The sequence below is a fragment of the Acinetobacter sp. L-24 genome (assembly GCF_056857555.1).
Map to the genome: position 1 here is coordinate 43,572 of NZ_JBSXNI010000033.1, position 24,313 is coordinate 67,884.

At 36.1% G+C, this 24,313-nt stretch carries 23 protein-coding genes and 2 pseudogenes; 13 read left to right on the top strand and 12 right to left on the bottom strand.

The features are described from left to right. Nucleotides 1-5 precede the first annotated feature (5 nt). Both AC13CK_RS03985 and AC13CK_RS03990 read right to left on the bottom strand, forming a co-directional pair. Entirely contained in the window at nucleotides 6-1,205 is a 1,200-nt protein-coding gene (locus AC13CK_RS03985) for an AcrVA2 family anti-CRISPR protein (protein WP_482830972.1), read from the bottom strand. A gap of 1,096 nt (nucleotides 1,206-2,301) precedes the next feature. Beyond that, nucleotides 2,302-2,811, bottom strand: coding sequence for a hypothetical protein (locus AC13CK_RS03990; RefSeq protein ID WP_043041426.1), 510 nt, complete (start codon nucleotides 2,809-2,811; stop codon nucleotides 2,302-2,304). A gap of 355 nt (nucleotides 2,812-3,166) precedes the next feature. Here AC13CK_RS03990 and AC13CK_RS03995 point away from each other — a divergent pair, with 355 nt between their 5' ends. The 3 genes from AC13CK_RS03995 (at nucleotide 3,167) to AC13CK_RS04005 (ending at nucleotide 7,274) form a co-directional block, all read left to right on the top strand. Continuing rightward, nucleotides 3,167-5,830, top strand: a complete 2,664-nt coding sequence (locus tag AC13CK_RS03995; protein WP_482830974.1) for a type IA DNA topoisomerase — start codon at nucleotides 3,167-3,169, stop codon at nucleotides 5,828-5,830. A 16-nt stretch (nucleotides 5,831-5,846) separates the two neighbouring features. Continuing rightward, nucleotides 5,847-6,845 carry a hypothetical protein gene (locus AC13CK_RS04000; RefSeq protein WP_043041428.1) on the top strand — a complete coding sequence of 333 codons (999 nt, stop codon included), beginning with the start codon at nucleotides 5,847-5,849 and terminating at the stop codon, nucleotides 6,843-6,845. Between the two features lie 195 nt (nucleotides 6,846-7,040). Beyond that, nucleotides 7,041-7,274, top strand: a complete 234-nt coding sequence (locus AC13CK_RS04005; protein ID WP_005028471.1) for a hypothetical protein — start codon at nucleotides 7,041-7,043, stop codon at nucleotides 7,272-7,274. Nucleotides 7,275-7,353: 79 nt separating this feature from the next. Here the strand turns inward: AC13CK_RS04005 and AC13CK_RS04010 are convergent, their stop codons facing one another. From AC13CK_RS04010 to AC13CK_RS04025, 4 genes are all read right to left on the bottom strand, one after another. Beyond that, on the bottom strand, nucleotides 7,354-9,162 hold the full coding sequence (locus AC13CK_RS04010) for a zinc ribbon domain-containing protein (RefSeq protein ID WP_348887255.1): 1,809 nt from the start codon (nucleotides 9,160-9,162) through the stop codon (nucleotides 7,354-7,356). A gap of 201 nt (nucleotides 9,163-9,363) precedes the next feature. Then, entirely contained in the window at nucleotides 9,364-9,693 is a 330-nt protein-coding gene (locus tag AC13CK_RS04015; protein WP_038350046.1) for a hypothetical protein, read from the bottom strand. Nucleotides 9,694-9,935: 242 nt separating this feature from the next. Further along, complete coding sequence (locus AC13CK_RS04020; protein WP_038350047.1) at nucleotides 9,936-10,397, bottom strand: H-NS histone family protein; 462 nt, start codon at nucleotides 10,395-10,397, stop codon at nucleotides 9,936-9,938. A 111-nt stretch (nucleotides 10,398-10,508) separates the two neighbouring features. Then, nucleotides 10,509-11,027, bottom strand: coding sequence for a DUF2726 domain-containing protein (locus tag AC13CK_RS04025; RefSeq protein ID WP_111937066.1), 519 nt, complete (start codon nucleotides 11,025-11,027; stop codon nucleotides 10,509-10,511). A 218-nt stretch (nucleotides 11,028-11,245) separates the two neighbouring features. Between AC13CK_RS04025 and AC13CK_RS04030 the strand changes: the two genes are divergently transcribed. Further along, nucleotides 11,246-11,935 carry a hypothetical protein gene (locus AC13CK_RS04030; RefSeq protein ID WP_482830975.1) on the top strand — a complete coding sequence of 230 codons (690 nt, stop codon included), beginning with the start codon at nucleotides 11,246-11,248 and terminating at the stop codon, nucleotides 11,933-11,935. Between the two features lie 70 nt (nucleotides 11,936-12,005). Here the strand turns inward: AC13CK_RS04030 and AC13CK_RS04035 are convergent, their stop codons facing one another. Then, a complete protein-coding gene (locus tag AC13CK_RS04035) occupies nucleotides 12,006-12,284 on the bottom strand; it encodes a hypothetical protein (RefSeq protein ID WP_212515825.1) in 279 nt (92 codons plus the stop codon). A gap of 161 nt (nucleotides 12,285-12,445) precedes the next feature. Continuing rightward, a complete protein-coding gene (locus AC13CK_RS04040; RefSeq protein ID WP_482830976.1) occupies nucleotides 12,446-13,483 on the bottom strand; it encodes a hypothetical protein in 1,038 nt (345 codons plus the stop codon). A 111-nt stretch (nucleotides 13,484-13,594) separates the two neighbouring features. On the opposite strand from AC13CK_RS04040, the gene AC13CK_RS04045 reads away from it, so the two are divergent. The 6 genes from AC13CK_RS04045 to AC13CK_RS04070 all read left to right on the top strand — a co-directional run bounded on the left by AC13CK_RS04045 (nucleotide 13,595) and on the right by AC13CK_RS04070 (nucleotide 19,139). Continuing rightward, nucleotides 13,595-15,511, top strand: a complete 1,917-nt coding sequence (locus AC13CK_RS04045; RefSeq protein ID WP_482830977.1) for a hypothetical protein — start codon at nucleotides 13,595-13,597, stop codon at nucleotides 15,509-15,511. Nucleotides 15,512-15,630: 119 nt separating this feature from the next. Continuing rightward, nucleotides 15,631-16,476, top strand: coding sequence for a hypothetical protein (locus AC13CK_RS04050; RefSeq protein ID WP_121532429.1), 846 nt, complete (start codon nucleotides 15,631-15,633; stop codon nucleotides 16,474-16,476). Between the two features lie 116 nt (nucleotides 16,477-16,592). After that, nucleotides 16,593-17,165, top strand: a complete 573-nt coding sequence (locus AC13CK_RS04055) for a hypothetical protein (protein WP_121532427.1) — start codon at nucleotides 16,593-16,595, stop codon at nucleotides 17,163-17,165. A gap of 26 nt (nucleotides 17,166-17,191) precedes the next feature. Continuing rightward, nucleotides 17,192-18,124 (top strand): tyrosine-type recombinase/integrase, encoded by a 933-nt coding sequence (locus tag AC13CK_RS04060; protein ID WP_121532425.1) that lies wholly within the window; start codon nucleotides 17,192-17,194, stop codon nucleotides 18,122-18,124. Nucleotides 18,125-18,199: 75 nt separating this feature from the next. Further along, nucleotides 18,200-18,457 (top strand): hypothetical protein, encoded by a 258-nt coding sequence (locus AC13CK_RS04065; RefSeq protein WP_121532423.1) that lies wholly within the window; start codon nucleotides 18,200-18,202, stop codon nucleotides 18,455-18,457. Between the two features lie 19 nt (nucleotides 18,458-18,476). Continuing rightward, nucleotides 18,477-19,139, top strand: coding sequence for a hypothetical protein (locus AC13CK_RS04070; protein WP_228286912.1), 663 nt, complete (start codon nucleotides 18,477-18,479; stop codon nucleotides 19,137-19,139). Nucleotides 19,140-19,214: 75 nt separating this feature from the next. Here the strand turns inward: AC13CK_RS04070 and AC13CK_RS04075 are convergent, their stop codons facing one another. Continuing rightward, nucleotides 19,215-19,643: a hypothetical protein gene (locus AC13CK_RS04075; RefSeq protein ID WP_482830979.1), complete on the bottom strand. Its 429-nt coding sequence runs from the start codon at nucleotides 19,641-19,643 to the stop codon at nucleotides 19,215-19,217. A gap of 189 nt (nucleotides 19,644-19,832) precedes the next feature. On the opposite strand from AC13CK_RS04075, the gene AC13CK_RS04080 reads away from it, so the two are divergent. Beyond that, the gene (locus tag AC13CK_RS04080; protein ID WP_043041555.1) at nucleotides 19,833-20,366 is read left to right on the top strand and encodes a hypothetical protein; all 534 of its coding nucleotides are present in this window, start codon (nucleotides 19,833-19,835) and stop codon (nucleotides 20,364-20,366) included. Between the two features lie 38 nt (nucleotides 20,367-20,404). Here AC13CK_RS04080 and AC13CK_RS04085 read toward each other — a convergent pair whose 3' ends face one another. After that, nucleotides 20,405-21,046 (bottom strand): N-acetylmuramoyl-L-alanine amidase family protein, encoded by a 642-nt coding sequence (locus AC13CK_RS04085; protein WP_024160906.1) that lies wholly within the window; start codon nucleotides 21,044-21,046, stop codon nucleotides 20,405-20,407. 157 nt (nucleotides 21,047-21,203) lie between these two features. Here AC13CK_RS04085 and AC13CK_RS04090 point away from each other — a divergent pair, with 157 nt between their 5' ends. Beyond that, the gene (locus AC13CK_RS04090) at nucleotides 21,204-21,956 is read left to right on the top strand and encodes a hypothetical protein (RefSeq protein ID WP_191102581.1); all 753 of its coding nucleotides are present in this window, start codon (nucleotides 21,204-21,206) and stop codon (nucleotides 21,954-21,956) included. Nucleotides 21,957-22,233: 277 nt separating this feature from the next. Continuing rightward, nucleotides 22,234-23,220: pseudogene (locus AC13CK_RS04095) on the top strand (site-specific integrase); the annotation flags it as partial. Here AC13CK_RS04095 and AC13CK_RS04100 read toward each other — a convergent pair. Both AC13CK_RS04100 and AC13CK_RS04105 read right to left on the bottom strand, forming a co-directional pair. Further along, nucleotides 23,183-23,659 carry an AraC family ligand binding domain-containing protein gene (locus tag AC13CK_RS04100; protein ID WP_074163966.1) on the bottom strand — a complete coding sequence of 159 codons (477 nt, stop codon included), beginning with the start codon at nucleotides 23,657-23,659 and terminating at the stop codon, nucleotides 23,183-23,185. The pseudogene AC13CK_RS04095 and the gene AC13CK_RS04100 overlap by 38 nt on opposite strands. 173 nt (nucleotides 23,660-23,832) lie before the next feature. Then, nucleotides 23,833-24,313 (bottom strand): annotated as a pseudogene (locus AC13CK_RS04105) (IS1-like element ISAba3 family transposase); the annotation flags it as partial.

Genomic DNA, 24,313 nt, shown 5'->3' on the forward strand with positions numbered 1-24,313 from the left:
AACCTTTAAGTATTATTACCGTAAAAGTAATTTTGAATTGATTTAATAAGTTTAGTTTCGGTTTCTTGAGTATATAAACTACCTGAAATTAGTTTTAAGCCGGTATCAGTTTTAAGCCAATGTAGTGTATTAAAATGGTCATTAGCGATATGGCTACTCTTGTGCATGCGCGACACAAAACCACTGTTCAGACCAGTATCAAACAGGCGTGGACAGCTTGGTGCGTGGACATGATAGAGGACTTCACGGCGTTGATTGCTAGAGGGTGATATACCTACGCCACGGCGTACTGGCATACCTTTGTGCTTTCTATAACTACTGAGAAATGAATCAATCGTATCGTTATACGTGGGTTGCATCAGGTAGCCACGGTGATTGTAGATGTCAGTTTTAGGATGAATAGAGAAATTAAATAAGCTAAGCATTTTACCAAGTAAGATTAATAGCTCAGGACTACTTTTAAGGTTGGTACCAATCAAACTATCTTTAATAGTTTTAATAGTATCCGTGCGATACTCTAAAACCACATAGTCACCCCAATTAGAGGTTAAGCTTAAAGCATCTTCATCAGATATGTTGGCTTCAGTATCTTCATAGCAAAACACAATGATCAATACTTTAACGTTGTTGCCGTTAAACAAAACTTCGTTTTGATGCGCGAAAAAACCATATAAAGGTTTGTCGTTGTGTCCTAGACCTGGTGTATGAATAAAGTTGGTCCACTGAAAGTAGTAATTCAGCAAATGACCATCGACATAGCGACCGTTTTCATCATTCAATAGGGTGCGATATACATCATTTTCAAGCTTTAGCACGGGTTGGCTGTACCGCCAAGCGCTCAACGCTGCAGTCGTAAATGCAAAGTCATAAAAGTTAAACTCAGGGTTCATATTTTTATAGAACAATGCATAAGGCTGTAACACACTTTCCCATACCTGTAATGGGATAAAGATGTTGGAACCCCACTTAGGAATCTCCGCAAAATAACCAGTGCCATAGGTATGATTTACGTTATCCCAAAACAGGCGTTCTAGCTGTTTATAGTCTGGAATGTCTTCGCTTTTAACCAATGATGCTGTACATAATGCTAACTTTTTCTCCAGTGCCAATAATTGACTGACAGGAGGGTATAAGCGACCAGCTTTTTGCGTAAAAACTTCCGCATTCAACTTTGATATAACATCAGCAAAGATTGAATCTTTCACTATACTGGTCTTCCATAAAAGGTGTGTGAGGGTGGCTAATTAGTATAAGGCATTCTAACAAGTTGTATGTATTCTATAAGGCGTAAAACTCTAAAAAGTTGATAATATATATCAGTTTTTAAAGCATTCACATTTCATACATAATTCTAACCTTGCTCAAATATAACATCATATTGTTTGCGATTTCTAAACAACAGTTTAACTAATCTGCAATATATCAGGGTAGAGCTGAGTATAGGGCTTAATCATTACTTTTGTTCAGCATGAGATAATAGTTTGTGGAATTTCCGTGAATATGATTAAAAAAGCTTTAAAACTTATTAGAGATCGGTTATATTACGAATCAAGGGATATTACCCTATTTAATAAACTATTAGACTGAGATTGTTCTAATAGTTTTTTTTTGCCCTTTTTTTGACATTTCCTGTTTTTTCTTCTATAGCTTCTGCTATATTTCTCCATATTTTACTCTATTTTTCGTTATTTTGATTAATTTTTAATCAATGTTAAAAGCTTAAATAATCAGCAACTTAGCCGTTTATACCCACTACTATCCACAAAAACCTGTGCATAAAAAAACCAAATATTAAATCCCAAAATGGAATTTCTTCAATTTTAAGCTATAATTATGCTCATAGTTTTAATCATTGTAGTGGACTTAGTTATGAGCCATGTAGACCAAATAGAAACGATTAAAATTACTAACCGCGAAATCGGAATATTGCCTAACAATGTGCCAGTAGTAGATCAGTTTTTGAATAACTACCGCACACATAAAGCATCAACGACTCATTCAGTGGCTAGTAATTCACCTTTAATGAACATTACCAATTCAATGCATGTGCATCGAGTAGAAGATTCCCCCTATACTCAACCTATTCGTAAACTTCATTAGAAATAAAAAAAGCAGCGATTTCGCTGCTTTTTTATTGCCTATTGGATTTGTTTAGTGCTGATCCATATAGCTTTGAGTGAGCTTCTTACGCTCGTAATTCTCTTTGAGCTGTATGCCAATACCAATAATTATTATAGGTAAAATGGCTAGGGCAAAAAGAATGCAGATCGAATCAAAAATTGGCCTGGGCATATGAGCGCATTATTGCGGATTCGCATTGGTTAATTCCTCCAGTGTTGGTGGTTTTGTGGCGACTGGTTCATTTGCTGGTGCTTCAGGTGACACTTCTGGTACTTCAGGTGTTGAATTTGGTTCTTGTTGTGGATCTAACTTGTCTTCATAAGACTCTTGTGGAAGGCTATTGCTTGCAACAAAGTTATCTAGAATATCCTGAGCCTTATATGCCTTATTGCATTCGTCATTTGAGGCGTACATTTCTTTTTGTACGCTATCGTCTAAATACTTTTCTCGGCCATCACTAACATCATCGCTGTAATAACCAGCTTTCTTAGCAGAATCTATATAAATGGAATAACAAATATTTAAAACATTACTACGCTCGTAATCATGTTTGTAATACCAGTCAATACTACGTTCCTTTGCATCAGTTTTCGTATCTTCAAGGTATTGATCTAAGCGTTTCTCTTGTGGCGTAGACGAACACCCGATGATTAACAATGAGGTGCTTAAAACTATAAGTTTTTTAATCATGGTTTTAGCTTAAAACAAACGATACCTTTATAGTACAACATTAATTCGTTAAATAATATTTTTGGAATTTTAATTTGTGACAGTTAAACAGTGCATTTTCAAACAATTAAGCCGTTTTTTCCCATAATTTTAGATAAATATTGTTGTCTTTTTGCGCGTAGATTATTGAAAACAGGAAGTAATTTAACCACTTGAAATGTTCATCCAACTAAAGATTAAGAAATAAGCCCTTAAAAGTGTTTGTTTATCAACCCTTAAACCTATTTAAACATTTTAAAATTGTATATACTTAAACCATTACTAGATTAACTTCAGTAATTATTACTAAAGAAAGTTAAAAATTGGATGAATTTTAATGAGTAGTTTGTTCATAGTAGAGTCACCCGGAAAGGTCGAAAAAATTCAACATATCTTGGATGACCTGTATCCGCACGAATTCGTTGTACGCGCTTCAGTTGGCCATGTATGTGATTTACCTAATCATGAGATCGGTTTTTCATATCCAGCCTTTGTTCCTAAATACGAAATATCTCAAAATAAAACACGCGTTGTTCAAGAATTAAGACAGGCTGCTAAAAATGCAGATACGGTTTTCCTCGCAACTGACTTGGACCGTGAAGGTGAAGCCATTGCATATCACTTAAAACGTATCCTGAACTTATCTGACGATCAGTATATTCGCGTCAAATATAACGCTATTGATAAAAGTACGATCGCTAATGCACTTCAAAATGGTGAAGAGCTGGATCAAGGTATGGTGGCATCTCAAGAAACACGCCGTTTCCTTGACCGTATGATTGGTTTTTACTTGTATGAGCCAATTTCAAATATTTTAAAAGGCAAATTTCCTGTTGGCCGTGTTCAATCTGCCGTACTCGTTGTGCTTGGTGATTTAGAAGATCTACTGAAAAACTTCAAATCACATGAACATTACAATCTTGAAGTAACTCTAAAACAAGGTTGGGCTGCGAAATGGGATTTTTCTAAGTGGCTTAATCCTGAAATGAAGGATGTGCACAATAACCAGTGGTTAGATAAAGCTTCAATTACCCGTCTACAAAACGTAATTGATAAAAAAGAATTAACCATTACCAGTGTTGAAACTAAGCCATCTTTCCGTAGTGCTCCAGCGCCGTTTATTACTGTTGATCTGCAAGCTGCAGCTGCAGCGCGTCTTGGTTTGGATCTAAAACAAACTATGGAAGCAGCGCAAAAGTTATATGAAGGTGGTTATATCACTTACCATCGTACTGATGCTGCTGTAATTTCGCCTGAGGGGATGCAAGCTCTAGAAGCTTTTGGTGAGAGAGAGGGCATTGCGATTATCGGCAATAAAGCCAAATCTCGCGATGGTGCTCAAGAAGCACATGAATGTATTCGTCCTAGTGACTTCTTTACCTTTGAAGCTGGTGAGGACCAAGTTCAAAAGGATCTATACCGTCTAATCTGGTTGCGTACTGTTGCATCGCAAATGGCTCCAGCTGAATACGAAGTTAAATCCGTTGTAGGTGTCTATAAAGATGTCACGCTCAATGTAGATGGTGAAAGCATTACTAAAGATGCTGAATTCAAAGCTTCTAGCCGTATCTTAAAAGAAGATGGCTGGTTGGGTTTATTAAAGACCTACAGTATTGATGAAAATGCACTTGAATACGTGGACGGTGAAGAAGATTCAGAAAAAGAACCTGAACATACGCTACCTATGGATATTGAAGTCGGTCAAAACCACAATGTTATTGCTGGTAAAGTTATCGCGACCAAAACCAAACCACGTTCACGCTACACCGTACCATCATTAGTCAAATTACTTGAGAAAAAAGGAATTGGTCGTCCTAGTACTTACCAATCAATCTTTGAACGTTTAATCAAGCACGGCTATATCAAGCTTGTTAAAAAGAAAATTGAAGTTACACCGCATGGATTGAACTTGATTCAAAACATTAGAGGTAAGTTTAGTTTTGCAGATCCACTTTACACTAAAGAAATTGAAGAAACACTGGATCTAATCGCTACTGGTGATGCCGATTACAAACAAGAACTCCAAAAGTTCCATTTAGGGATTGAAAGTGAATTAGGACAGTTCTCAAAACATTGGCTTGATTCATTCCCTGTCTACAAATGTAATAACTGTGATGACGGACGCATGTTGCCGAAAATCGGTACCAATCGCGACAAAACAACATCGGTCTACTGGTCATGTAATTCATGCAAAAGTTCAGCGCCAAACAGAAATGTTGATGGTAAAGATGAACCGGGTAAGCCAACTGTACGTGAGTCAACTGCTCATTTATGTTTATGTGGCAAAACACTGACTCAGGTAACAACTGATAAATCTGTATTTTTTGAGTGCTCTCAACGTGCGTTCGTAGATGGCACCTGTAAAGAAACATACCGTTCTACAAATGACGAAAGCGGTAACTTGGTTCCTGATTTTGACGAATATCGCCGTAACCATACATACAAATGTCAGCTTGAAGGGTGTGGCGGTTGGTTGCGTGAGTTAAAAGGTATTTCAACTTCTTCAGGTAAGCCGTATCACTTCTTTTCTTGTGAAAAATCCAATCCAAACCTGAAAGGCAAAAAATGTAAGTCGGGTCCATTAGAGGTGTTCCCTGATGGTAGTCCTAACTACGAGCCAAGATTCCAAGTGACCAAAACAGAGTATCCATGTATCTGTAAAAAGCCTCTTGTACATACCAAGTACCGCAAAGAACCTGGTGTTTACGAAGAGCGATACAGTTGTGAAGCTGCATCATGTAAACGTTATTTCGACATATTGCCAGATGGATCACCAGATACCCAACTTACAAAATCTCGCACTGGCAACGAAGCCAAGTGTTTTGAGTGTGGCCAGACCATGATTCAGTCTGCATTTAATTTACGTGGTGAACGTAAGTATAAATGGGATTGCTTTAGCTGTGGTGCAAGTGGATACGACAACAACGGTGAGCCAGTTCAACGTGGCAAAAAGAAAGCCAAGTCTAAATCGACCTCTAGAAAAGCTAAATCAAGTAAATAATTGAATAGGTGAATAAATGAGTAATCACGAACCAGATGATATGGACAACATCGGGAAGGAAGCTGAAGAAGCGATCAAAATCCAACCCGATGATGAACATGTAAGTGAGCCTGAACAGCCAGCCAAGACAGCAAAGAAGGGCAAAAAAGTAAACATTGATGAAAACTTTTTTGCTAAGCATAAAAAGCTAATCTTGATTGGCGGTGGTGTTCTTTTCTTTTTGTTATTTGCTGTGGTTATTTTTGGCAATCAAAACATCGAAGTTGAACGTCCACAACAAAGCGATGTTGAACTTGAAGCTCGACTGCAGAGTGAAGTTGCAAGACGAGTAAAAGAAGAAAGTATGAAATTGGCTGCTCAGCGCAATAAAATTATCGACCGTATTAGTCGTAACTTTGACTGTAACGCACCACAAGTATTCTGTCATGCACAAGATACGTCAGAACCGTATTCAACTGTCGTTTCTAGTTTGCAGAACTTCCAATTTCAGCCAGATACGCCGTATGAAGTTTACATTGAAGTCTACCCCTTGAAAGTGGATGCCCAAAACCCACAAACAAGTCAGCGTAAAGGAAGTGTTTGTAGCCCGAACAACGTGCACCTTTTCTTATGCCAAAAAATCGTAATGAAAAATCCTGCGCTTATGGCCAATCAGATCCGCGAACTATATGCGCTACTAACGCCGTCTATGACTTATCGCTTGCAGATCAGCAGTCGTCCAATTACGCCAAGTGACATCGATCTGACATTGATTACTACCGAACTGGACAAAATGAATGCCGATTCTGCAACTGCTAGTGAACCTGAATTGGAGTGTGTACCGCCAGATCCTAAAAAAGATCCTGTTGCGTACAACTTATACGAAACAGGGGGCATGTCTTGTCAAGACATCATGAAGGACTTAGCTGCACGTAAGACAACTGCTCCAGCTGGTCAACCTGGTCAAGCTCAACAAAGTGGTGGTGAACAACCACAACATCCTGATGCATTTGGTACGCCAGTAGCAACACATTAAACATACTAATAAGAAACGGATTGATTTTGGTTAATCCGCTATTAATTGGCTTTTGGTTGAGAATACTAATTTAAGCATCTGTTTATCAAATAGATCTTAAAAAAATGAAACAATAAAATGCAGATTTATTCTGCATTTTTTAATTTTCACATTACAATAGTTTAAATTCGCAACTTTTAAGCAACCGGGTACGCTATGAACAACCCAACCAAAATTCAAGATCTGCAAGTGGCAGATTTGCCGTCCACGTTTAAGCTGAAGAAAAAACATAAAGAAGAAGTTTTTCTGAAGTACAAAGAGTTGAATGAGGCACTATTCAAAGTAGGGTACATTCCAGTGACGTTCTCAGACTTTGTGCATGCACTTATAGAAACTGGCGTAAAGGGATTTTCTGTCGAAGAATATGTCAACGCTCAATTAAACTCTTAATTTTAGAACTCTAATTATTTTTTTGATGTCAAAAAAAATGGACCACATTCGTAATCCATTCCTTTATTTTCTTTAACGATTAACTTTCTATTTTGGTACCACACTGAGGGCAAAACAGCATATTGTCCTGAAGTGGTTCACCACATTTCACACAAAACATATTCTTTTTCGGTTTGATGATCACGGGTACTTGATCTGATAGATCCTGACTGTGTGTTTCAGGGTTATTCATCAATCCAAGATGTGTACCATGTGTTCTTGGTGAGCTTTTATTAATTGCGCTATTCATCTGGTTCATAGATGACATGCGGTTAATATCTGCTTCAGACGTTGGGGCAACCACAATGCTTTGGCTTTTGGCAAAGTCGGTTAAATGCTCTTTCAGTACAACAGCATCATCAGTACAAGCAGTCATGCTCAAGATCGCACGGTTTTGATATTTACCGAAGGTCGTTGTGCTAATTTCAGCGTACCAGACACGTAACGTCATGGTTTCAACATTGATGACTTCTTTTTGTGATTTCACGCTGTCGTCAAGGTAACGGCCAAAGTTAATTTGAGACAATTGATAGCTACCTTTAGCCTCAACCCATATTAGTTTTGATACAAAGTCAAAACGGCTCCATAGGTAATTACCGTGCTCAAAACAAAACTTCCCTAAGATCCACATCGATACACCAAAGAAACCATAAGTGAAGACGCTAAAATCCAGATAGCTTCCGTTATATAGACCTTTGGCAAAAATAGTCATTAAAACGACTGAAGCAATAAAACTTAACAATCCAAAACTATTGAGGATGGCTAACCAGCGATACTTTTCTTCTTTGAAGCATGAGCTCAATGTCATATCACGAAGGGTATTGATTGGCACTGGTTGAGTTTCTTCTAAGATCTCACCCTCAAAAGCACCGTTTTTACTGCGAGAGTTGATAACTGGCAACTGGCGTGAATAGATTCTGTTAGGAATAGCACTTTCCCAATTCTTTTGTAGATGGCGTTCAAGTTCATCAAACAATTGCATTGGTTGGCAATTCATACTCAAACTATCCTGAACGACTCCAGCACTGGCTTGTGGTGGCTGTTTTACCATTTGAGCAATCACGGCCAAGAAGAATATCGCAATCGCAATCAGCGCTGCAATTAACGTAAAAATTGCTTTATCCATGCTTGGCAACCAAATAGGTGCAACTGCATGTTGGGTAAGGATAGGAACCAATACAGGTCCAAGAATGGCGACTAAAACCAAACCAATGACTTTAGATAAACCAATTTCTTGTGCACCTGAGTTCGGATTAGCCATAGGACGCAATAAAACAATCAAAATAATGGCGTTGTAAACAATCCCAAGCCAAGCACCTGTATTGGGTGATGCACCCACATACGCGATTAGAGCACTCACTAAGGTAATCAGAAAAACAATCGCATTTTGAAATTGAGCTTCTGCAGCGTTACGGATGAATAATGGCGAAAAAATAAGATTAGGGAACAGTGAATATAGAATCCCGTTCACTGAGCCTTTTGGTTCTTCATAAATCAAAGCGCTTTGGCGTAGGATCTCTTTAATATCGGTTGCACCAGGATAAGCACCAGTTTCTTGAATGGATAACTCCTGTGCAAGTCCGGCTGGTTGATCACGACCAAAGTAGAACTTTAGGTTTGATAAGCCTGTGGTCAGCAGTAGAGCGCCATAACTGAACATTGCTAGACCAACTATAAGCGGTGGTAGTGCAACAAATACACCGTTACTGAATAGACCTTTTGCACTGAAAATTAAGCTTAGGCCAGCCAGCATAAAAACGATGGCACCGATCACTTTAAAAATGTTTTCTATTCGGTAGGGATTAGGGAATTCAAACCGCTTATCTTGCGAGTTATATTCATATGCCATTTTTAATACTCCTTAACGCATTTATCTAATTACGTTTTAACTGGTTAATTATAACTAAGTCGTGGGGTATAAAGTTTTTTTAGTTAAAATGAATCACTGTTTTAGTTAAGTTTTAATAAGGGAATTTAAAAAGTATTTTAAAGGCGCATTAAAAAAGGGGATAACGAATCCCCTTTAAAGATGTACCAAGCTTATGTGCTGTTATTTGTTTTGATCTGCTTGTTTTTGAGCATCTGCAGCTGCAGCGTTCAGCATAGAAGACATATCATTTGGCTCGTCCTCTTTTGGTGGATTTTGTTCTGCAGTTTTTTGATGTGCATCAAAATCGTGGCCCTCAACTTTTGAAGGTTTTTCATTATCGACATAAGCTTCACGCGCTGCTTGTAGGTCTGCAGATGGATCTACTTTGTCAATTTGTTCATCTGGTTGAATAGGTTTTGATTGAGATGTTGATTCTTCTTTTTTACTACAACCAACTAAAACCAAACCTACAGATAATAAGCCAGTTAATAATAGAGTTTTGAATGACATTTAATCGCCTCCAGCGAAACATAAGCAAAGGTATAGTCACATATACTTATAATGTATATACCAAAATTTAACTAAAACTAGTCCGTTGTATAACGTGACCTTTATAAAAACGGTTTAAGTATATACCAATTGCAAATTTTCTTGTTATCGGCTGAAAGCTAATAGACTAGGCTATCGCTTAACGACACTATATAATGGCAAAAAAAAACCACCTTTTACGGTGGTTTCACTAGTTTTAAAGATTAAATCTCTTTAAGGTCTAGATTTTGTTCGCAATAACTACGTACAGCTTCTTTATCTGAAGGATCTAAACCCTTTTCAATCATTTCTTCACGTAACCATTTAATTACTTGACCGCGACCAGCCCAACGTAAGCTGTTGTTTTCACGGTGAACCCATTCATGCGTTAGCTTACGTTTTTGACGTCTTACAGGCTCAACTTTTGTGGTATCAATGTGGTTGTTTTTTAGATATTCACTAAGTGTATGGATGTCCACAACACCATCGGCAGTAATTTTTTCTGAAATGATTGCATTAATGGCACTAACAGCATCGTGAAAAGCTTTATTTTCTTTAACGACTAGTTGTTGTTGAAGTTCTTCAATATAATTCTGAAGTTCAACGGGTGACATTTGAGCAACATTTTCTGGTTTTGATACATTTAACATGTCATTAGTTCCAGTATTGCGAGTTAAGTTGTTCATGATTAAACCTTTAGAAATATATTTGAAAATTAATTCAAAATATCTCTTACGACAAAACCATTTTTACACATTTACATTATTAAAATCAATTAGAGTTAATCGTATTTATACCTAAATATACCTTGAAATGGTTTTTCTTATAACTTTTATGTCTGGAATTTCCTTAAACCTAATGACAGGAATGCCAGCACTCTTCAAAAGCTCGTCACGCCTTTTATCTTTATCCTGGGTATATTTATGATAATGCCCATCAAGCTCAATAGATAATATAGGATTGTAGTCTTCATCAACAATCAAATAGTCCACGTAAAGCCTAGAAAACTGATTTCGGGTACTTATGTTTTGCGTGGTCATAAAAGCACTCATGCTTACTTGCACCAAAATGTTGCGTGATGGAATGACCTGTTCTAGTGCATCAAGCATTATAATCTCGTCTTTTGTAAGGACTTTTTTAGATACAAGCTCCTGATTCTTTTGAGGCTTACGATAGCCTTTTTTTGAATTCTTTTTGGCTTTAGTTTTAGGTTTGCGAAATACGCCACATAAAGCAAAAACTAACTTATACACTATATAAAACAATAATGAATAAATTATAGACTTTAACAAAAAGGAATTTAAAATCGTTTCCATAAACCTAATACACAACAAATTTTAAAGGGTGCTTAAACTTCTTAAACATATTAGATAGTTTTAACGGTGATTGATACGAATTAACTAAAAATGTTTAAGGACTATTAGTGATGCAATGTTAAAAATAGTATAATCTTGTAAAGACAGCTTAGAGCCAGTTTAAGAAGTAAAACTGGTTCTCACAAATAACACCGACTATTTCACTGGAAAAGTTTAAAATGGTATTTAATAAACGTACTTTAGCTTTACTGATTGGTTCAATCTCGCTATCAGCACACCTCTATGCCAATAACACAACCGTTAAAGTCTCACAAACTCCAATTGTATCATCTTCACCAATTCCATTAGTTAAAGCGAATGCAATTGAACAATACTATGTCAATGTTAAACATCGCTTTAATGGTGCGGAATTTGAACAACCGCCTCGTAAAATTAAGAGCATTAAACTTAACTTGAATGTTATTAATAACGGGGAAGTGGTTTTAACGGCGCACGAAGCTGATAAATCCAAACTGGAAGACTATTTACAGCAAAACCCTAAAAACTCGGAACTATTGGCCAGTTACGTTGCTCGTATGATCAATTACAACCACGGCTATACGGTTCCTGAAAACAAGGGTAAATACAGTAAGTATGCAAGTACGACTGTATATGAAGCTCTTCTTGATGAATTGAACTATAACTTCGCAACTACGCCAGTAGTATCAGTAGATAGCTATGCAAGCCAACAACAGCTTGAAGCTGTTTATCTATACATCCTTTCTCGTTTAGATCCACAAGAAAAAGCGGTATTTTGGCAATTTGTGAACACATACAAAGTAGGGGATAAGATTGAGATCCCTGAAGGTACTGTAATAGCAGATGTCTTGAACACTTATAAAATCCAATTGAATTTTAAAGCGCCTTAATCACTAAACAGGTAAGGAATATTTACATCACTAAACAGGTATAAAAAAAGCCTACATTGTAGGCTTTAGTTCAGAATATTTTGTAATGTAGCAAAGCACCTAAGAAAGTAAGGAACGAGCCTACTATCAACAATTCATAACTTAAGTGTTTTTTTGCAAGACGTTTGCCTAATGGACCAATTTGGAATTTTGCCAGACCTATAAACAAAAAATGAGTTGCAATAAAAGGCATACCGATCAACAAAGTTTTTTTGCTCACCACAATCATATAGATTGAAAATAAGACTAGTAGAAGAAGTGCTGCACAAAAGATAAAATCCACTGATTTCTTGTTCATTACAGTATTCATTTATACTACCAACCTATTATTGGTAGTAATTTACAGATGTTATCTCTTTCTGTAAATTCCACTTTTTATTCATTCAACTCATCCTTAGATATACATAAACTTGCTATACGAGTTTTTCTTAAAACTTAAGTTTTATTACTCATTCCGTATAGCCTTAAACTTTACTGAATTAAGTCGTCAACGGCTTCACCAAGGTAAATTGGATCGTATTGCTTATACAAATAGTTTTCCAGAATTGGTAAATCTGGTGCTAAAACCATTCGCGAAATTTTAGGACGATCTTCTTCAAGGTTAAGCTTCACATGTACGGCGAAGAAATCAATGTTGTTCGTGATGAAGTCATATTCTTTACGACCAGCACTTTTGAGTTGATCAACCATTTGCGAAAAGAAGCGGTTATTCGTAATAGAGCAATTCAAGAACTCTAACGCATCTTTTTCAGTAACATTAATTTCAATAATGTTATTGAGGAAGGCCAGCTCAGGTTTAATTAAGTTGCCGTTACGGTCTGCAGTTAGACATTTAGTAGAAAAGGTACCAATACCAGCCATACGACCATCATATTTCACAAAACCGTGCTCTTCAGATGCAACTAAGTTTGACGCATGAACGTATAGAGTAGGGTGGTGCCTTGTATTCCACTCTAAATCAATAACGTCAGTTTCATTTTCTGCATAGTGAGATTGTAAAAGGGATCTATTGAGGTTGGTATAGAGGACTTGATCAAGCTCTAATACTTTGCGGCGATATAGCTCAGCGAAGGCAATACCGTACTGAGATAAGATATTACATGTTGTATTGAAGCTATTGCAGTAAATCGCACGGTTATCGTTACCGCCGTCACGATCCTCACTGACCACAATTACATGGTTCCCTAAAACACCATTGATTTTATAAACCACAATTGAGCCTAATGCGAAGTTTTGGGTAAGTAGTTCTTCACCCTCAAATCGTACTGCCGTGCAGTTTTTAATATTTTCTGCGCTTAAAGGATAATTACCCGGTGTGATGGACCACAATGTTGAGACTGGTACAAATAGAGGCTCAATAGAACTACTTAAGTCAACTCGACCAATCGTGATGATGCTTGTGCCGTTAAAACTATCGCCCTTGTGTTCTGCAACGGCTGATGTTCCGATCGTACCTGGTATTTGTGCGTTCTCTGAAGCGCTATTATTTGGTACAACTGATTCTGTCATGAAACAACTCACTAAAAGTTTTGTCTTTGGTTAAAAATACCACATGATAAATAGTATTAAAACTTATACTAGTATTATAAGATGATCTTTAAGATTCATAAAGGTATATTTATGCTAAACCATAAAACCCAAGTTTGTTTTTTTAATAACCTGATTGGACGTTTTTATAAAAACTATTTGATCATAGGTGTTAAAACTTTAAACCTAGATTTTATTTTAGATGTTATTGAATTCCCGACATCAATTGAAGGCTTCAAAAAAGCACCTAAAGTATCAAAAATTAAAATACCTTTTACGCAACTTGCTCAGGATCTTCAACCACAAAATTACCTGGATTTAGTCCAATCTGATGCCAAAAATCTGTATCTGCAGATTGGGCAAGAAAGACGTTATATTCACGGCGAACAAACTAATTTTTCATATGCTACATCGGTGTTTCAGCAGATCGGTGATGATGAAGTGCGCCAGCTTGAGGCTTTGAACTTTGCACTGAAGCTCCAAAGCATTACTAATGGTATTCAGCAGCATACAACAGCGATTAAGACATATATCGAGCTAAAGCCTTTACGATATGCGTTTAGCTTAGATACGTTTATAAGTGCAACTGCAGATCTAGATCAACCTTTCGATACTCGTGAAGCGCTTTCTGGCCATATCGCTAACCATTGGGAAAAATGGGTTAAAGCAAACAATATCACCAGTGAAAGTTCTTATGATGCGGTGCTATTAAATGCCGATAAATTAATACTGATTCGAGTCGGTATTCACTCATTCTCAGTGAAGATTACAGACCTTGAAGTGGCTGACGGCATTATCTATGCTACTCTTTGTGATTTAGAGCTCTTACAGGGGCTTCTACCAACGTTCTTTGATGGTATGCCTTGCCGTATTACTGCATATGCCGATATGAACATTCAATATGCTGTATCGCAATATAAGACTTGGCTATCAAGCCAAAACCTGAAGAAGATCCAGTACGTTCGCAAACAAGGTATTGAGAAGTACTTGCGTAAAAAATTAGAAGATGAAAGTGACTTAATCGGTAACGCGCAACTTGCCAAAACCCTAATGAATACCAGCTATACAGAACAAACAGTCTCATTTTTTTCTGACGCTTGGGGATTATCGTACGCAAACCATTTTGAGAAGAAAATTCGTCATGCTTTTGATCTGGTCATACAGGCTTTGGATCATGAAGGGATCTCATTAGAGCAGCTGCAGTTCATCAATAGCCTAACAAAAGGGGCAATTGAGAATGCTATTAACGAGATGCTGAGCAAGACTGGTTCGCCGTTAAACGTGGTACCAACACTCACTCAAGAATTACTGTTAATTTGCGATGAATTCAATGCCAAAAAACTCAACATATCAAGTGAGCTCTTGGATGCAATCACTCAGTTTGCAGAACAATATACAGTATCACCACTGTTGGCCATTAAGCGTGATAGCGCCGTGTATTTGCTGTATGAACCATTAGATGCCGATAATCAGTTAATTGATTATGAGTGGTTTTCTACTGCGGTATATACCAAAAATCAGTTTGTGCCTGAAGCCGATGAACAACATAAAACAAATGTAGCGGATCTTCTTAAATCGGTTGAAGTACTGCATGTATTCAAGCCGAATATCCTGTCGTGGACCAATGGCAAGGTATTTGAAACGCCAGAAGAAAAGAAAAATGCTTTTATGTTATGTCTCACACCTAAAGCATTTGAAAATCAAATAGAATTCTTACGCACTAAGAACGCAATACCAGGATATTTTAAAAACCTGATTACATCCTTAGGTGGTTTAAATACAGTGGCCACGGAACAAGATAAATACGGTGTATTTTTGATTGAGTCGATCGCTAAAAATTCGACTGGTTTTGCATATCAAGGACAACTCTTTCCTATCGATCAAAATGCCCAAATTGACTTAGATCAATGCTCAAATTTAACGCTTAATTCTAAACTACTACCAAAAAACTACCTGACCTTTAAAAGACTAATGAGATTAAGCGATAGTTTAACGAATGGCGTTAAATAGGTTTAAGGAATATTATTATTTTTACTTTAAGTTTAAATAGTGGTTTTTTAAATGCACAAAAATAAAGTATTATAGCTTCAAACTTAAAACCCTTTTTAAAGTTATACAGAGAATACTGAATGAAACTATTAAAAACTGCGATGGTGGGTATCCTTGGTACTGTATTAGCGCATACAGCTTTCGCATTTGAGGATGAAACTACCCCAACACCGAACTTTAAGGAAGCGTATGTAGGACTTTTAACGCCATCTAAAAGCTTTAATGTTGTTGCTGGTGGTCTTACACCTGAGATTAGCGAATACAAACTGTCTGATAGCTATTTTGAAAACAATTCAAATCAGCGTTATAAAGCGACAGCTCACCTTTACCAGCAAATGAATACTCAGCAACGTGCGATGTATATATTGCTTCAACATACAGCGTACTTAAACGATATTTTCTATCCTCAACGTAATCCGCTGACCAATCTGAACGTATCTGACGAACAATTAAATGTAGAGCCGGTACTTAAAAAGCTCCAGTCATTCCGTACTGATAATGGCCTGGTTGAAAAAGTTGTAGACCGTGAAACGATGCTCCAAGCATTAAAAGCACATTATGACTATTACATGCGTGACCAGTTCACCGTGCGTTTTTATGGCAAAAACCAAAATACCTTTACTTATGGCATAGATAACTTTTCAGGTTTAAAAATTCGTTCGGTAGAAGGGAATATTCGCATTGTCGATCGCAAAACAGGTACATTGTTGGGTGATTCAATGATTAAGTTAAACCACTGGATTCCATCTAACCGTGCCAGAGAGCGCCGTACTATTGATTTACCGTCTACCATGCCTGAATGGAAAGACGTAGACATTAAAGATCTTGCAATCAAATTCCAACCAACTGCAATCACAACCATGCAAGGTAAACGCATTGATATTAATAAGATCTATAAGTACAACACTGAAAAATTTAATTTCTAATGCATCAAGCGGTCTATCTCGACCGCTATTTTTTTTTGCTTCTGTACAATTATTAACCGTAGCCTAAGCAAAAGTTATAAGTTACTTTTTCCACGAATCAAATTAAGGTTGAACCTATGAAAAAAGCTCTCCTATCAATTGCCAGTGTAATCATGGTCGGAGGATGCTCAGAAATTCCGAATGATATGTCGCATATCGATGTTTTTTCTTCCGATCGCTACCTATCGACAGCATATGAATTTAATAATCTGGTTGATGATGCATTCAAATACCCATATTCAAACATCCCATTTTTAATGGTTACGGAAGGGTGGAGTATCAGTGGTCCAAAACAACCTATATCGCAAATTATATACAGTTGCTTATCTTCTAATGAAGTGGAATTGGTGACAAAAATCAAGCCATTTATGCCCGAAGTGACCTACATCAAAACACCTGAAAACCAGGTGAAAAATTGCATCATTAAACATTCAAATGACTCAATTAATGCTGCAGCGTTGAATGACCTTAAAGCGTTCAATTTATTCCAAAAATATGCAGACAATCCATTTTTACGCAAAATTGTGGATGCAGCGAAAGCAGATGGCAAAATATCAGTAAAAGAATATATGGATATTGTGCAAATTGTCATAAAATTAAGTAAGGCTGATGAACAGGTTCAGCTAGAGAAAACTATCCAAGAGCTTTAAGTAATCATATGTCGGAAAATCTATCCATGCATAGCATGACGAACGAAGAATTGATTCAAGAATGGCTTGATAGCCTGAAGCTTGAAAACAAATCCGACATGACGATTAATGAATACAAAAAGTGCATACTTTTGATGTTGGAAATGCCTTTTTTTAAAGGCAAACATCTCTTGGATCTCAACCGTGAATATATCTCTTTATTTCGATTACACCGGGCAGATGTGGATGCTGTTTCCGCACGAACACTGAATAAAAACTTATCTGGCATCAAAAATTTTCTGAGCTATTGCTTGCGAAGAAAATACATACTGGAAAACTTCTTTACTGATATTCAGGTGAAGTACAAAAATAATTCCTTACCGCGACCAATCGCCGTGGACACATTGAATGAGATCCTTGATAACAAGGCTCCATTAAATCCTAAATACAACAACCAAAAATTAAGAGATCTAGCAGCTGCAGAAATTGCATATTCTGGCGGTTTGCGTATTTCTGAATTACACGCCATCAAATTGAGTGACATTAGCCTCAGTACTTTGCAACTCAAAGTATTGGGTAAAGGGAACAGGGAACGTATTGTATTTTTAGGAAAGAAAGCATTAGAAGCACTTTCTACATGGCTTTTGATTCGTAATAAGTGGATCTCTAAAGCTGGAGTAGAAGACTGCGGATATTTGTTTATTGCACCATCTGGTAAGCACATTGCTAAAAACCATTTAGGCGCATGTATGACGGCGCTATTGAAAGCTCATGGCTCAGGTAATATCGGTAGTACACATGCCTTAAGACATAGCTTTGCATCGCATATGTATAACAAAACAAAAGACATTCGTTCTGTTCAGGAAATGTTAGGCCATAAGTCGCTTGCATCTACTCAAGTATATATTCTTGTCGATCACGAGACGTTGATTGAATCCTACAAAGATGCACACCCACGCGCCAGAGCGAACCAAGATTAATAATTGATTCGCTTCTTGTACTTATAAAGATATATCGTAAACTATCGAAATAATTAACTTTTGATGGTACCGGTAATGGCTAAGACTACAGATGTTAAAAAACAGAAACTTTCATATGTTGGCTTATCTGTAATTGAGTGTTTTGAAGAAGCTGGTTTAGATGATGTCTATATCAATGAAAAAATTGAAGAGTTTTCAGACCTAAAAAACTATGCTTCATTACATAAGGCATTAAGAATACTTGATGACGGCAACATGGCCCGTTTAGCAAAAAAATTAGAGGTTTCAGTCGATATGCTCAATGCGACATTGGCTGTGCTGAATAAAATATAAAAACGGATTGAACCAACCCATGAATGCAAATGAGCTTTATGAAAAGTTACAGCAAATTGGTAAGCCACTGGTCCACGTAGAAAGCCTCGTATCTACAATGCAGTTGGAAATTCCTGTTGAAGAGATTGAAAAACACATTGAACTTTTCGGGGTTAATTTTTTACTGGTAGAAGTTGTTCGATATACCTTTGACGGTTTTCTATCTCCAGAGTACCAACACTATATAGACAAATTCATTGCAGAAAATGAACTGGATGAAGATGTCATTTTGAATATCAGAAATAAAACATCATCAGATATAGGCCTGGTTAATGTTGGCTTTAATCTAAATGGTTGCATCCTTGGCTTAACCCATACGGATGAATGGATGGAACATTTATTCCACTTGGTTAAGTTCATTACTGACAGTGAAAAACGCGAGAAAAGTAGGAACTTTTGGTCTGAACAAGACAAAATCAAGGAACAAAAAGTTTTAGAAAAACAAGCCAAAGAAAAAGAAAGGGAAGTGATGATCCAACAGGTAGAGGATCTCACTAATACCGATGATTTTAAATTATGCAAAACGAAGGGTGAAATATTGTTGTTTTGGGAAAAGAACATTCCTGACCTATACAAAACTCTATCCAGAACTTTTATGGAAACAATGTCTAAGAAATATATCTCTATATTGCGTGGCTCATGAAGTGATACGATATGAGGAAGAACAACGAGTAGTGCATAAATCAGCGTTCTTGAACAACGCAAACAACAATAAAAATTAGTACTCAGCATTCACCAAAGTTTTGTATTGAGAATATTTCGTCAAATTTACTGTGTCACGTACTTGGCCATATTGAATACTGCCTAGATCTGAGTAGGTAAGGTTTTTCTTTTGAGATACTGCAACCAATAATTCATAGTTATTTCTTTGATTGAGTTCAATTGCTGAAGCGATATTTTTGTCATGGCTCACTTGAGAAATAATGCTTTGGATCTCCTTTCTATCTGAAGCAGATACATCCAATGTAGTTAAATAAAATCCGATCGATAGAAATATTGTGGCGGTTAAAGTGAATAGGGATGCACCAGTAAGATAAACGGCGCGTAGAGTTCTATACTTTGTATAAACCACAACTGAAGATATGCAGATTGTCAAACATAGCGCAAGAATAACGGCATGTTGGTCTAGATAATCTGAGAAAAGCATTGTAAAGCCTGAAGCACAAAAACATGTTATATCACTTAGCTACCAAGCCATTTGTAGTATTTGAGACTTATCGTATATATGAAATATAAATAGCAAACCTTTGGTATATACTGAATCGGTTTAAAGTGCTGAAACAATAGGCTTTAGAAATAAAATACTAGTCAAAATGTGAATAATCAGGGGGTACACATGGGGCAAGCTAAGCAAAGAGGTACAGCTCAAGAACGTGCTGAAAGTGCAATTCAAAGTACGATTGATGCAACCTTGGCAAAGATTAAGACCGTACTTGATGGATACTATCAAGACATGCCGAATAACTTCTCGCAAGCTGAAAATTACTTTACTGGATATGTCGCTGCATTTGATATTAAAGATGGGATGGAACTTGAAGGTAAAGAGTCTGAATGGGCTTATGATGGTTTACCTACGCCTACCGCTTTACTCAAACTCGTTGAAACTGAGTTAAACGAAGTGATACGTGAAGATAAAGAGTTTTTGGATGACTTTGATCCTGAAATGTATATTGAAGAACTAGGCGAAAACTTGATGTTCTTCCGCTATATAGGTGCTTCTAGTTTCGATACGCCAGATGATGTTTTGCATAATATTCAAACAGTGTCATTTTGGGCGCCACACTTGGTCATGATTAATGGCGTATGGCATAACACTTATGATGCTGGTGCGGTCAATGATGATGGTGAAACGGTCGGCATAAGATTCTAATTCTAGAGGGGTGCATATTGATTACTGCAGCATGCACCTTATTGGTTTAAACATTGCTGTATCGACTGAGCAATATTTTCAGATATTTTCCAGATTACTTTCTGATTAGATAAGCGATTTGCTTCTTCAGGATTGGCAATCACGCCGATCTCAATTAAAACCGCCGGCTTTTGTGATTTCTTCAGGACCACTAGATTGTCATATTGATATACGCCATTTGAGGTCAAAAGCTTTTTGTTTTCACCTGGTATATTCATGCCATGGTAAGTAGAAGGGCTTTCACCAATTGATTTTAGGTTCTGGCCAATGAGATTGGCGCATTTCAAACTTTTTCCGTATTCTGGATTTTTCTTTGATACAAAAATTGAAAAACCCTTGAGTTGATTCTTGTACTTGGTCAGCTCAGTAGGTATTGAGTCGTGGTGCACCGAAATAAAAAGATTAGCATTAGGGTATCTGGTCGCACGTTGAACCAGTGAGACTTTATCTTCATTCACTGAAGATCTGAGCACTTGGACATGACGCGATTTAAGAAAGTATTCAATAGAATTGACCATGCTTAGGTTGTAAGTGTATTCAGGATAGCCGTTAGCTGCAGTAGATCCAGCTTGTTTTGGTGAATGGCCAACATCAAGTACTACTGAATTTTCAGCAAAGATAGATTGTGTAATGATTGACATTGCTAATATCGATATACATTTTAGCTTTAGCACAATTAAAACCCTTTAAGCTATTATTAGGATTTTAAGTATATTAAATTTAAAAAAAATTAAAAGGTTTAAAGGGTTTTGTTGAAATGATTTAAGATGGTTTTAAGATGGTTTTAAAGTACTTATCATGAGGGATCTAAATACAATTTTGGATATAAAATTTATACATCGACTGTTCACTCAGTTTGTAGAACATCACCCACGACCATTGAGTATTCACTTCCTGAAAGGCACCTATATAGATGAATTAGAGGGGTATAAGTCTAAATGGCTCGTTCGGTCTATTCAGCGTCTTATTAAAAATTGGGTCCAATTAGGGATGATAGAGGATCTAGGGCGTTCTACTTGTCGTTCAGCTAAATATTATAGATTAAGTAAGTATGGTGAGCTGTTCCTTAAAATATATAGAACGAATGCTAATGTTAACTTTTATGACAATCCTAAGTTTAAGACATTAAAAAAAGATATTTCATATCGTTATTTTACATTTACATATTTTGCAATTTGCCAAAACAAATCCTTTAAATTGTCAGATCTGCAAAAACTTGGTGACTGCCTGAATTACCACATTCACGGACGTTCTTGGCAGCGTAATATTAATTTGTTCATTGAAGCTGGAATTATTTCATGTGAACGTCAATGTTCATCAGAAAGTTATAATTATCATGTAATCAAAGCATCCATCCATGCATTTGTGAAATCAGAACCCATTGAACGCATTGAGTTTGAAAAAAACTTGCTGAACTTAGGTATCGTGAACAATTATGAAAAATATATAGACTACAATAATTTGTTGTTTCACGTTTTGTTTAGCAAATGGGTTAACAGTCCACTTGAGTTTGGATATTTTGTCGATCAAAACTTTTACGGTGCCAGCTAAGCTCACTCAAAACATCTACGGTGTAATACACCGTAAAAAAGAATTGCACCTGGTACTTGCCACTAAAAAAATGACAGTGAATGACATTTTGAGAGAAAAAAATTGTGGGGTAGTGCCTTTTCTACTCCTTTGAGAATTATAATTATGACAATTCCGATACACCTAACAATAACTTCATATTTTTCTTTCTTGAACTAAGATTCAATAACTTAACTAATTTCTATTTCAATCATAAAATATGATATGTTGACCTTAAGAATAATTCATAAACTTTACTATGTTTGCTTTAAAAACAATTCATTTAGAAAAGAAAGTCTCAAACGAAAATCAAATTATTCTTTTATTTGATTTAGATTCATTCTGTCCATGTATGTACCCTATGCTGTACACCATGAAATTTCTTAGATTTCAAAGTATCTCTACGCAGCATGCAGATTTAATCGCAATAAAATTTTGGTATGAATTTTGGTTTGAAAAGTTTGCCACGTCCTTTTGTGAGTCGTTCTATTCGACATCCTATAATTTTGAGATCATTCAATGTGAAATTGATAATTTCATTGTTTACTTAGAAAATAATAAAAAACTTGAAAGTAATCTTATACGGCTAAGCAATTCAGAACATATTAATTACACAACAATTGGTCATAGAGTTAGATCCTTCTTAAAGTTTTACAACTTCTTGATTAATGAATACTTAAGCATGCAATCACAGCCACAACTTACGTTGAAGGAAATTCAAAAAATTAAAGAAAACTTGAATAAATATATGACAATAAAGAAAAAAATTATAAATAATTTTTCAAAAGCCAATAAGACAATTAAAAGTGAGATAAATCATAATTTTAAGAGCATGAATCAGGAAATGATTAAAGGATTGTATTCAGTCATTTCACCAAGTAACTCTAATAAATACAATGAATTAAATCCTTTTAGATCTAAAAATGTACAACTCAGAAACTTTCTGATCATACATCTCATGCTCAACTATGGTCTTAGAATTGGTGAGCTTATGCTACTAACAACCAACTCTATTAAAAAATCAATTCAGAATCATAGTTTTAGTTTAATTATTACAAATACAGATGATGAGTTCGATGATCGATCAAAAAAGCCAAAAATCAAAAATGAATATTCGTACCGAGTAATTAAACTGCAGGAACGAGACTACAGAATTCTTCAAATCTATATAAATGAAATCCGAAAAGAAATTCCTTCACATATCTTATTTACATCCTTAAAGCCTCCCTATTCTGCTTTAAGTTTTCTAATAAAAGATCTAAATACGTATCTTTCATCAATTGAGATTCATTGTTATTCAATATATTGTAGGTTGAAAGTATCAAATGTGAAAGTTGAGGATCAGAACGTAGGGTTGATTCGATAGCAAGTTCGATAGGCTCATTAAATATTCCTTCATAGCTTTTTTTTAACCATGCTGGATCTAAATGCATCATTTTATAAGTGAAGCCGAGAGGATCTGGTGCATTACCATCATGAACTTCTTCAGGTTCAAGCATGAAAGTTTGACCTTGATAGCTATCAATAATTTTTTTTCTACAATTGAATTGTTGATGTCCTAACTCTGTTACCCCTATAAGATAACTTGAGTGTAGATGAGGATCGTATGCAAAGCCTTTGAAGTGGGCATGAATTAGTTCTATACCTGTAGACTTATCCTGTGTGACATTGACCCAATTGCTCATATTTACTTAATTAGTCCTAATGGATTTAGCTTATCAAAAATTATCTAATGAAGAAATTCTAAAATTAACATAATACACCTTATACAAAATGCCCTTGTAAGCCCTTAATCAAGGGCATTTTTAGTCTCTACTTAACATAAAATTTTGGTGGTGCTTCAAAAAGTATGCTGCCTTTAAATGAAGCCATTATTGATGTAAAAGAAAAGAAGGCTAAATCAAAAGCTTTAAAATGGTTTTCAAGCTTTTTTGAAAAATTACAGCTTCTTCTGAAGCTACGCCTAATTCTATGCCTTATTTTGCAATTATTGCCTTCAATACCTACAGTAAAAAATTTACCAATACTTTGCTTACCATTTTTAAAAGCAGTGATGAAACTGTCCCAATGATCACTTGCAATTCGGGTGTAGTGAATATCTAATTGTTTAAGCTTTGTCTTCAATTGTTAGACTGTAGCTAAATCTCGTTTACCCCAAACATAAGCAACAATTTCACCTGTTTCTCGATGATAGGCGTAAATAAGCCATTGTTTATTCTTTTTATTTCCAACAAAATTCCAGAACTCATCTACTTCGAGAGATTCATAATGACTTTGCTGAGGCTGAATTTCATAGGTTGATTCAGTTAAAGTACGTAAAACTTTACCGATACTGATGC

What these genes read in the sequence shown, in the direction of transcription:
- AC13CK_RS03990 (WP_043041426.1), bottom strand. Translation starts at nt 2,811, where the DNA reads ATGATTAAAAAACTTATAGTTTTAAGCACCTCATTGTTAATCATCGGG.
- AC13CK_RS03995 (WP_482830974.1), top strand. Translation starts at nt 3,167, where the DNA reads ATGAGTAGTTTGTTCATAGTAGAGTCACCCGGAAAGGTCGAAAAAATT.
- AC13CK_RS04000 (WP_043041428.1), top strand. Translation starts at nt 5,847, where the DNA reads ATGAGTAATCACGAACCAGATGATATGGACAACATCGGGAAGGAAGCT.
- AC13CK_RS04005 (WP_005028471.1), top strand. Translation starts at nt 7,041, where the DNA reads ATGAACAACCCAACCAAAATTCAAGATCTGCAAGTGGCAGATTTGCCG.
- AC13CK_RS04010 (WP_348887255.1), bottom strand. Translation starts at nt 9,162, where the DNA reads ATGGCATATGAATATAACTCGCAAGATAAGCGGTTTGAATTCCCTAAT.
- AC13CK_RS04015 (WP_038350046.1), bottom strand. Translation starts at nt 9,693, where the DNA reads ATGTCATTCAAAACTCTATTATTAACTGGCTTATTATCTGTAGGTTTG.
- AC13CK_RS04020 (WP_038350047.1), bottom strand. Translation starts at nt 10,397, where the DNA reads ATGAACAACTTAACTCGCAATACTGGAACTAATGACATGTTAAATGTA.
- AC13CK_RS04025 (WP_111937066.1), bottom strand. Translation starts at nt 11,027, where the DNA reads ATGGAAACGATTTTAAATTCCTTTTTGTTAAAGTCTATAATTTATTCA.
- AC13CK_RS04030 (WP_482830975.1), top strand. Translation starts at nt 11,246, where the DNA reads ATGGTATTTAATAAACGTACTTTAGCTTTACTGATTGGTTCAATCTCG.
- AC13CK_RS04035 (WP_212515825.1), bottom strand. Translation starts at nt 12,284, where the DNA reads ATGAATACTGTAATGAACAAGAAATCAGTGGATTTTATCTTTTGTGCA.
- AC13CK_RS04040 (WP_482830976.1), bottom strand. Translation starts at nt 13,483, where the DNA reads ATGACAGAATCAGTTGTACCAAATAATAGCGCTTCAGAGAACGCACAA.
- AC13CK_RS04045 (WP_482830977.1), top strand. Translation starts at nt 13,595, where the DNA reads ATGCTAAACCATAAAACCCAAGTTTGTTTTTTTAATAACCTGATTGGA.
- AC13CK_RS04050 (WP_121532429.1), top strand. Translation starts at nt 15,631, where the DNA reads ATGAAACTATTAAAAACTGCGATGGTGGGTATCCTTGGTACTGTATTA.
- AC13CK_RS04055 (WP_121532427.1), top strand. Translation starts at nt 16,593, where the DNA reads ATGAAAAAAGCTCTCCTATCAATTGCCAGTGTAATCATGGTCGGAGGA.
- AC13CK_RS04060 (WP_121532425.1), top strand. Translation starts at nt 17,192, where the DNA reads ATGCATAGCATGACGAACGAAGAATTGATTCAAGAATGGCTTGATAGC.
- AC13CK_RS04065 (WP_121532423.1), top strand. Translation starts at nt 18,200, where the DNA reads ATGGCTAAGACTACAGATGTTAAAAAACAGAAACTTTCATATGTTGGC.
- AC13CK_RS04070 (WP_228286912.1), top strand. Translation starts at nt 18,477, where the DNA reads ATGAATGCAAATGAGCTTTATGAAAAGTTACAGCAAATTGGTAAGCCA.
- AC13CK_RS04075 (WP_482830979.1), bottom strand. Translation starts at nt 19,643, where the DNA reads ATGCTTTTCTCAGATTATCTAGACCAACATGCCGTTATTCTTGCGCTA.
- AC13CK_RS04080 (WP_043041555.1), top strand. Translation starts at nt 19,833, where the DNA reads ATGGGGCAAGCTAAGCAAAGAGGTACAGCTCAAGAACGTGCTGAAAGT.
- AC13CK_RS04085 (WP_024160906.1), bottom strand. Translation starts at nt 21,046, where the DNA reads ATGTCAATCATTACACAATCTATCTTTGCTGAAAATTCAGTAGTACTT.
- AC13CK_RS04090 (WP_191102581.1), top strand. Translation starts at nt 21,204, where the DNA reads ATGAGGGATCTAAATACAATTTTGGATATAAAATTTATACATCGACTG.
- AC13CK_RS04100 (WP_074163966.1), bottom strand. Translation starts at nt 23,659, where the DNA reads ATGAGCAATTGGGTCAATGTCACACAGGATAAGTCTACAGGTATAGAA.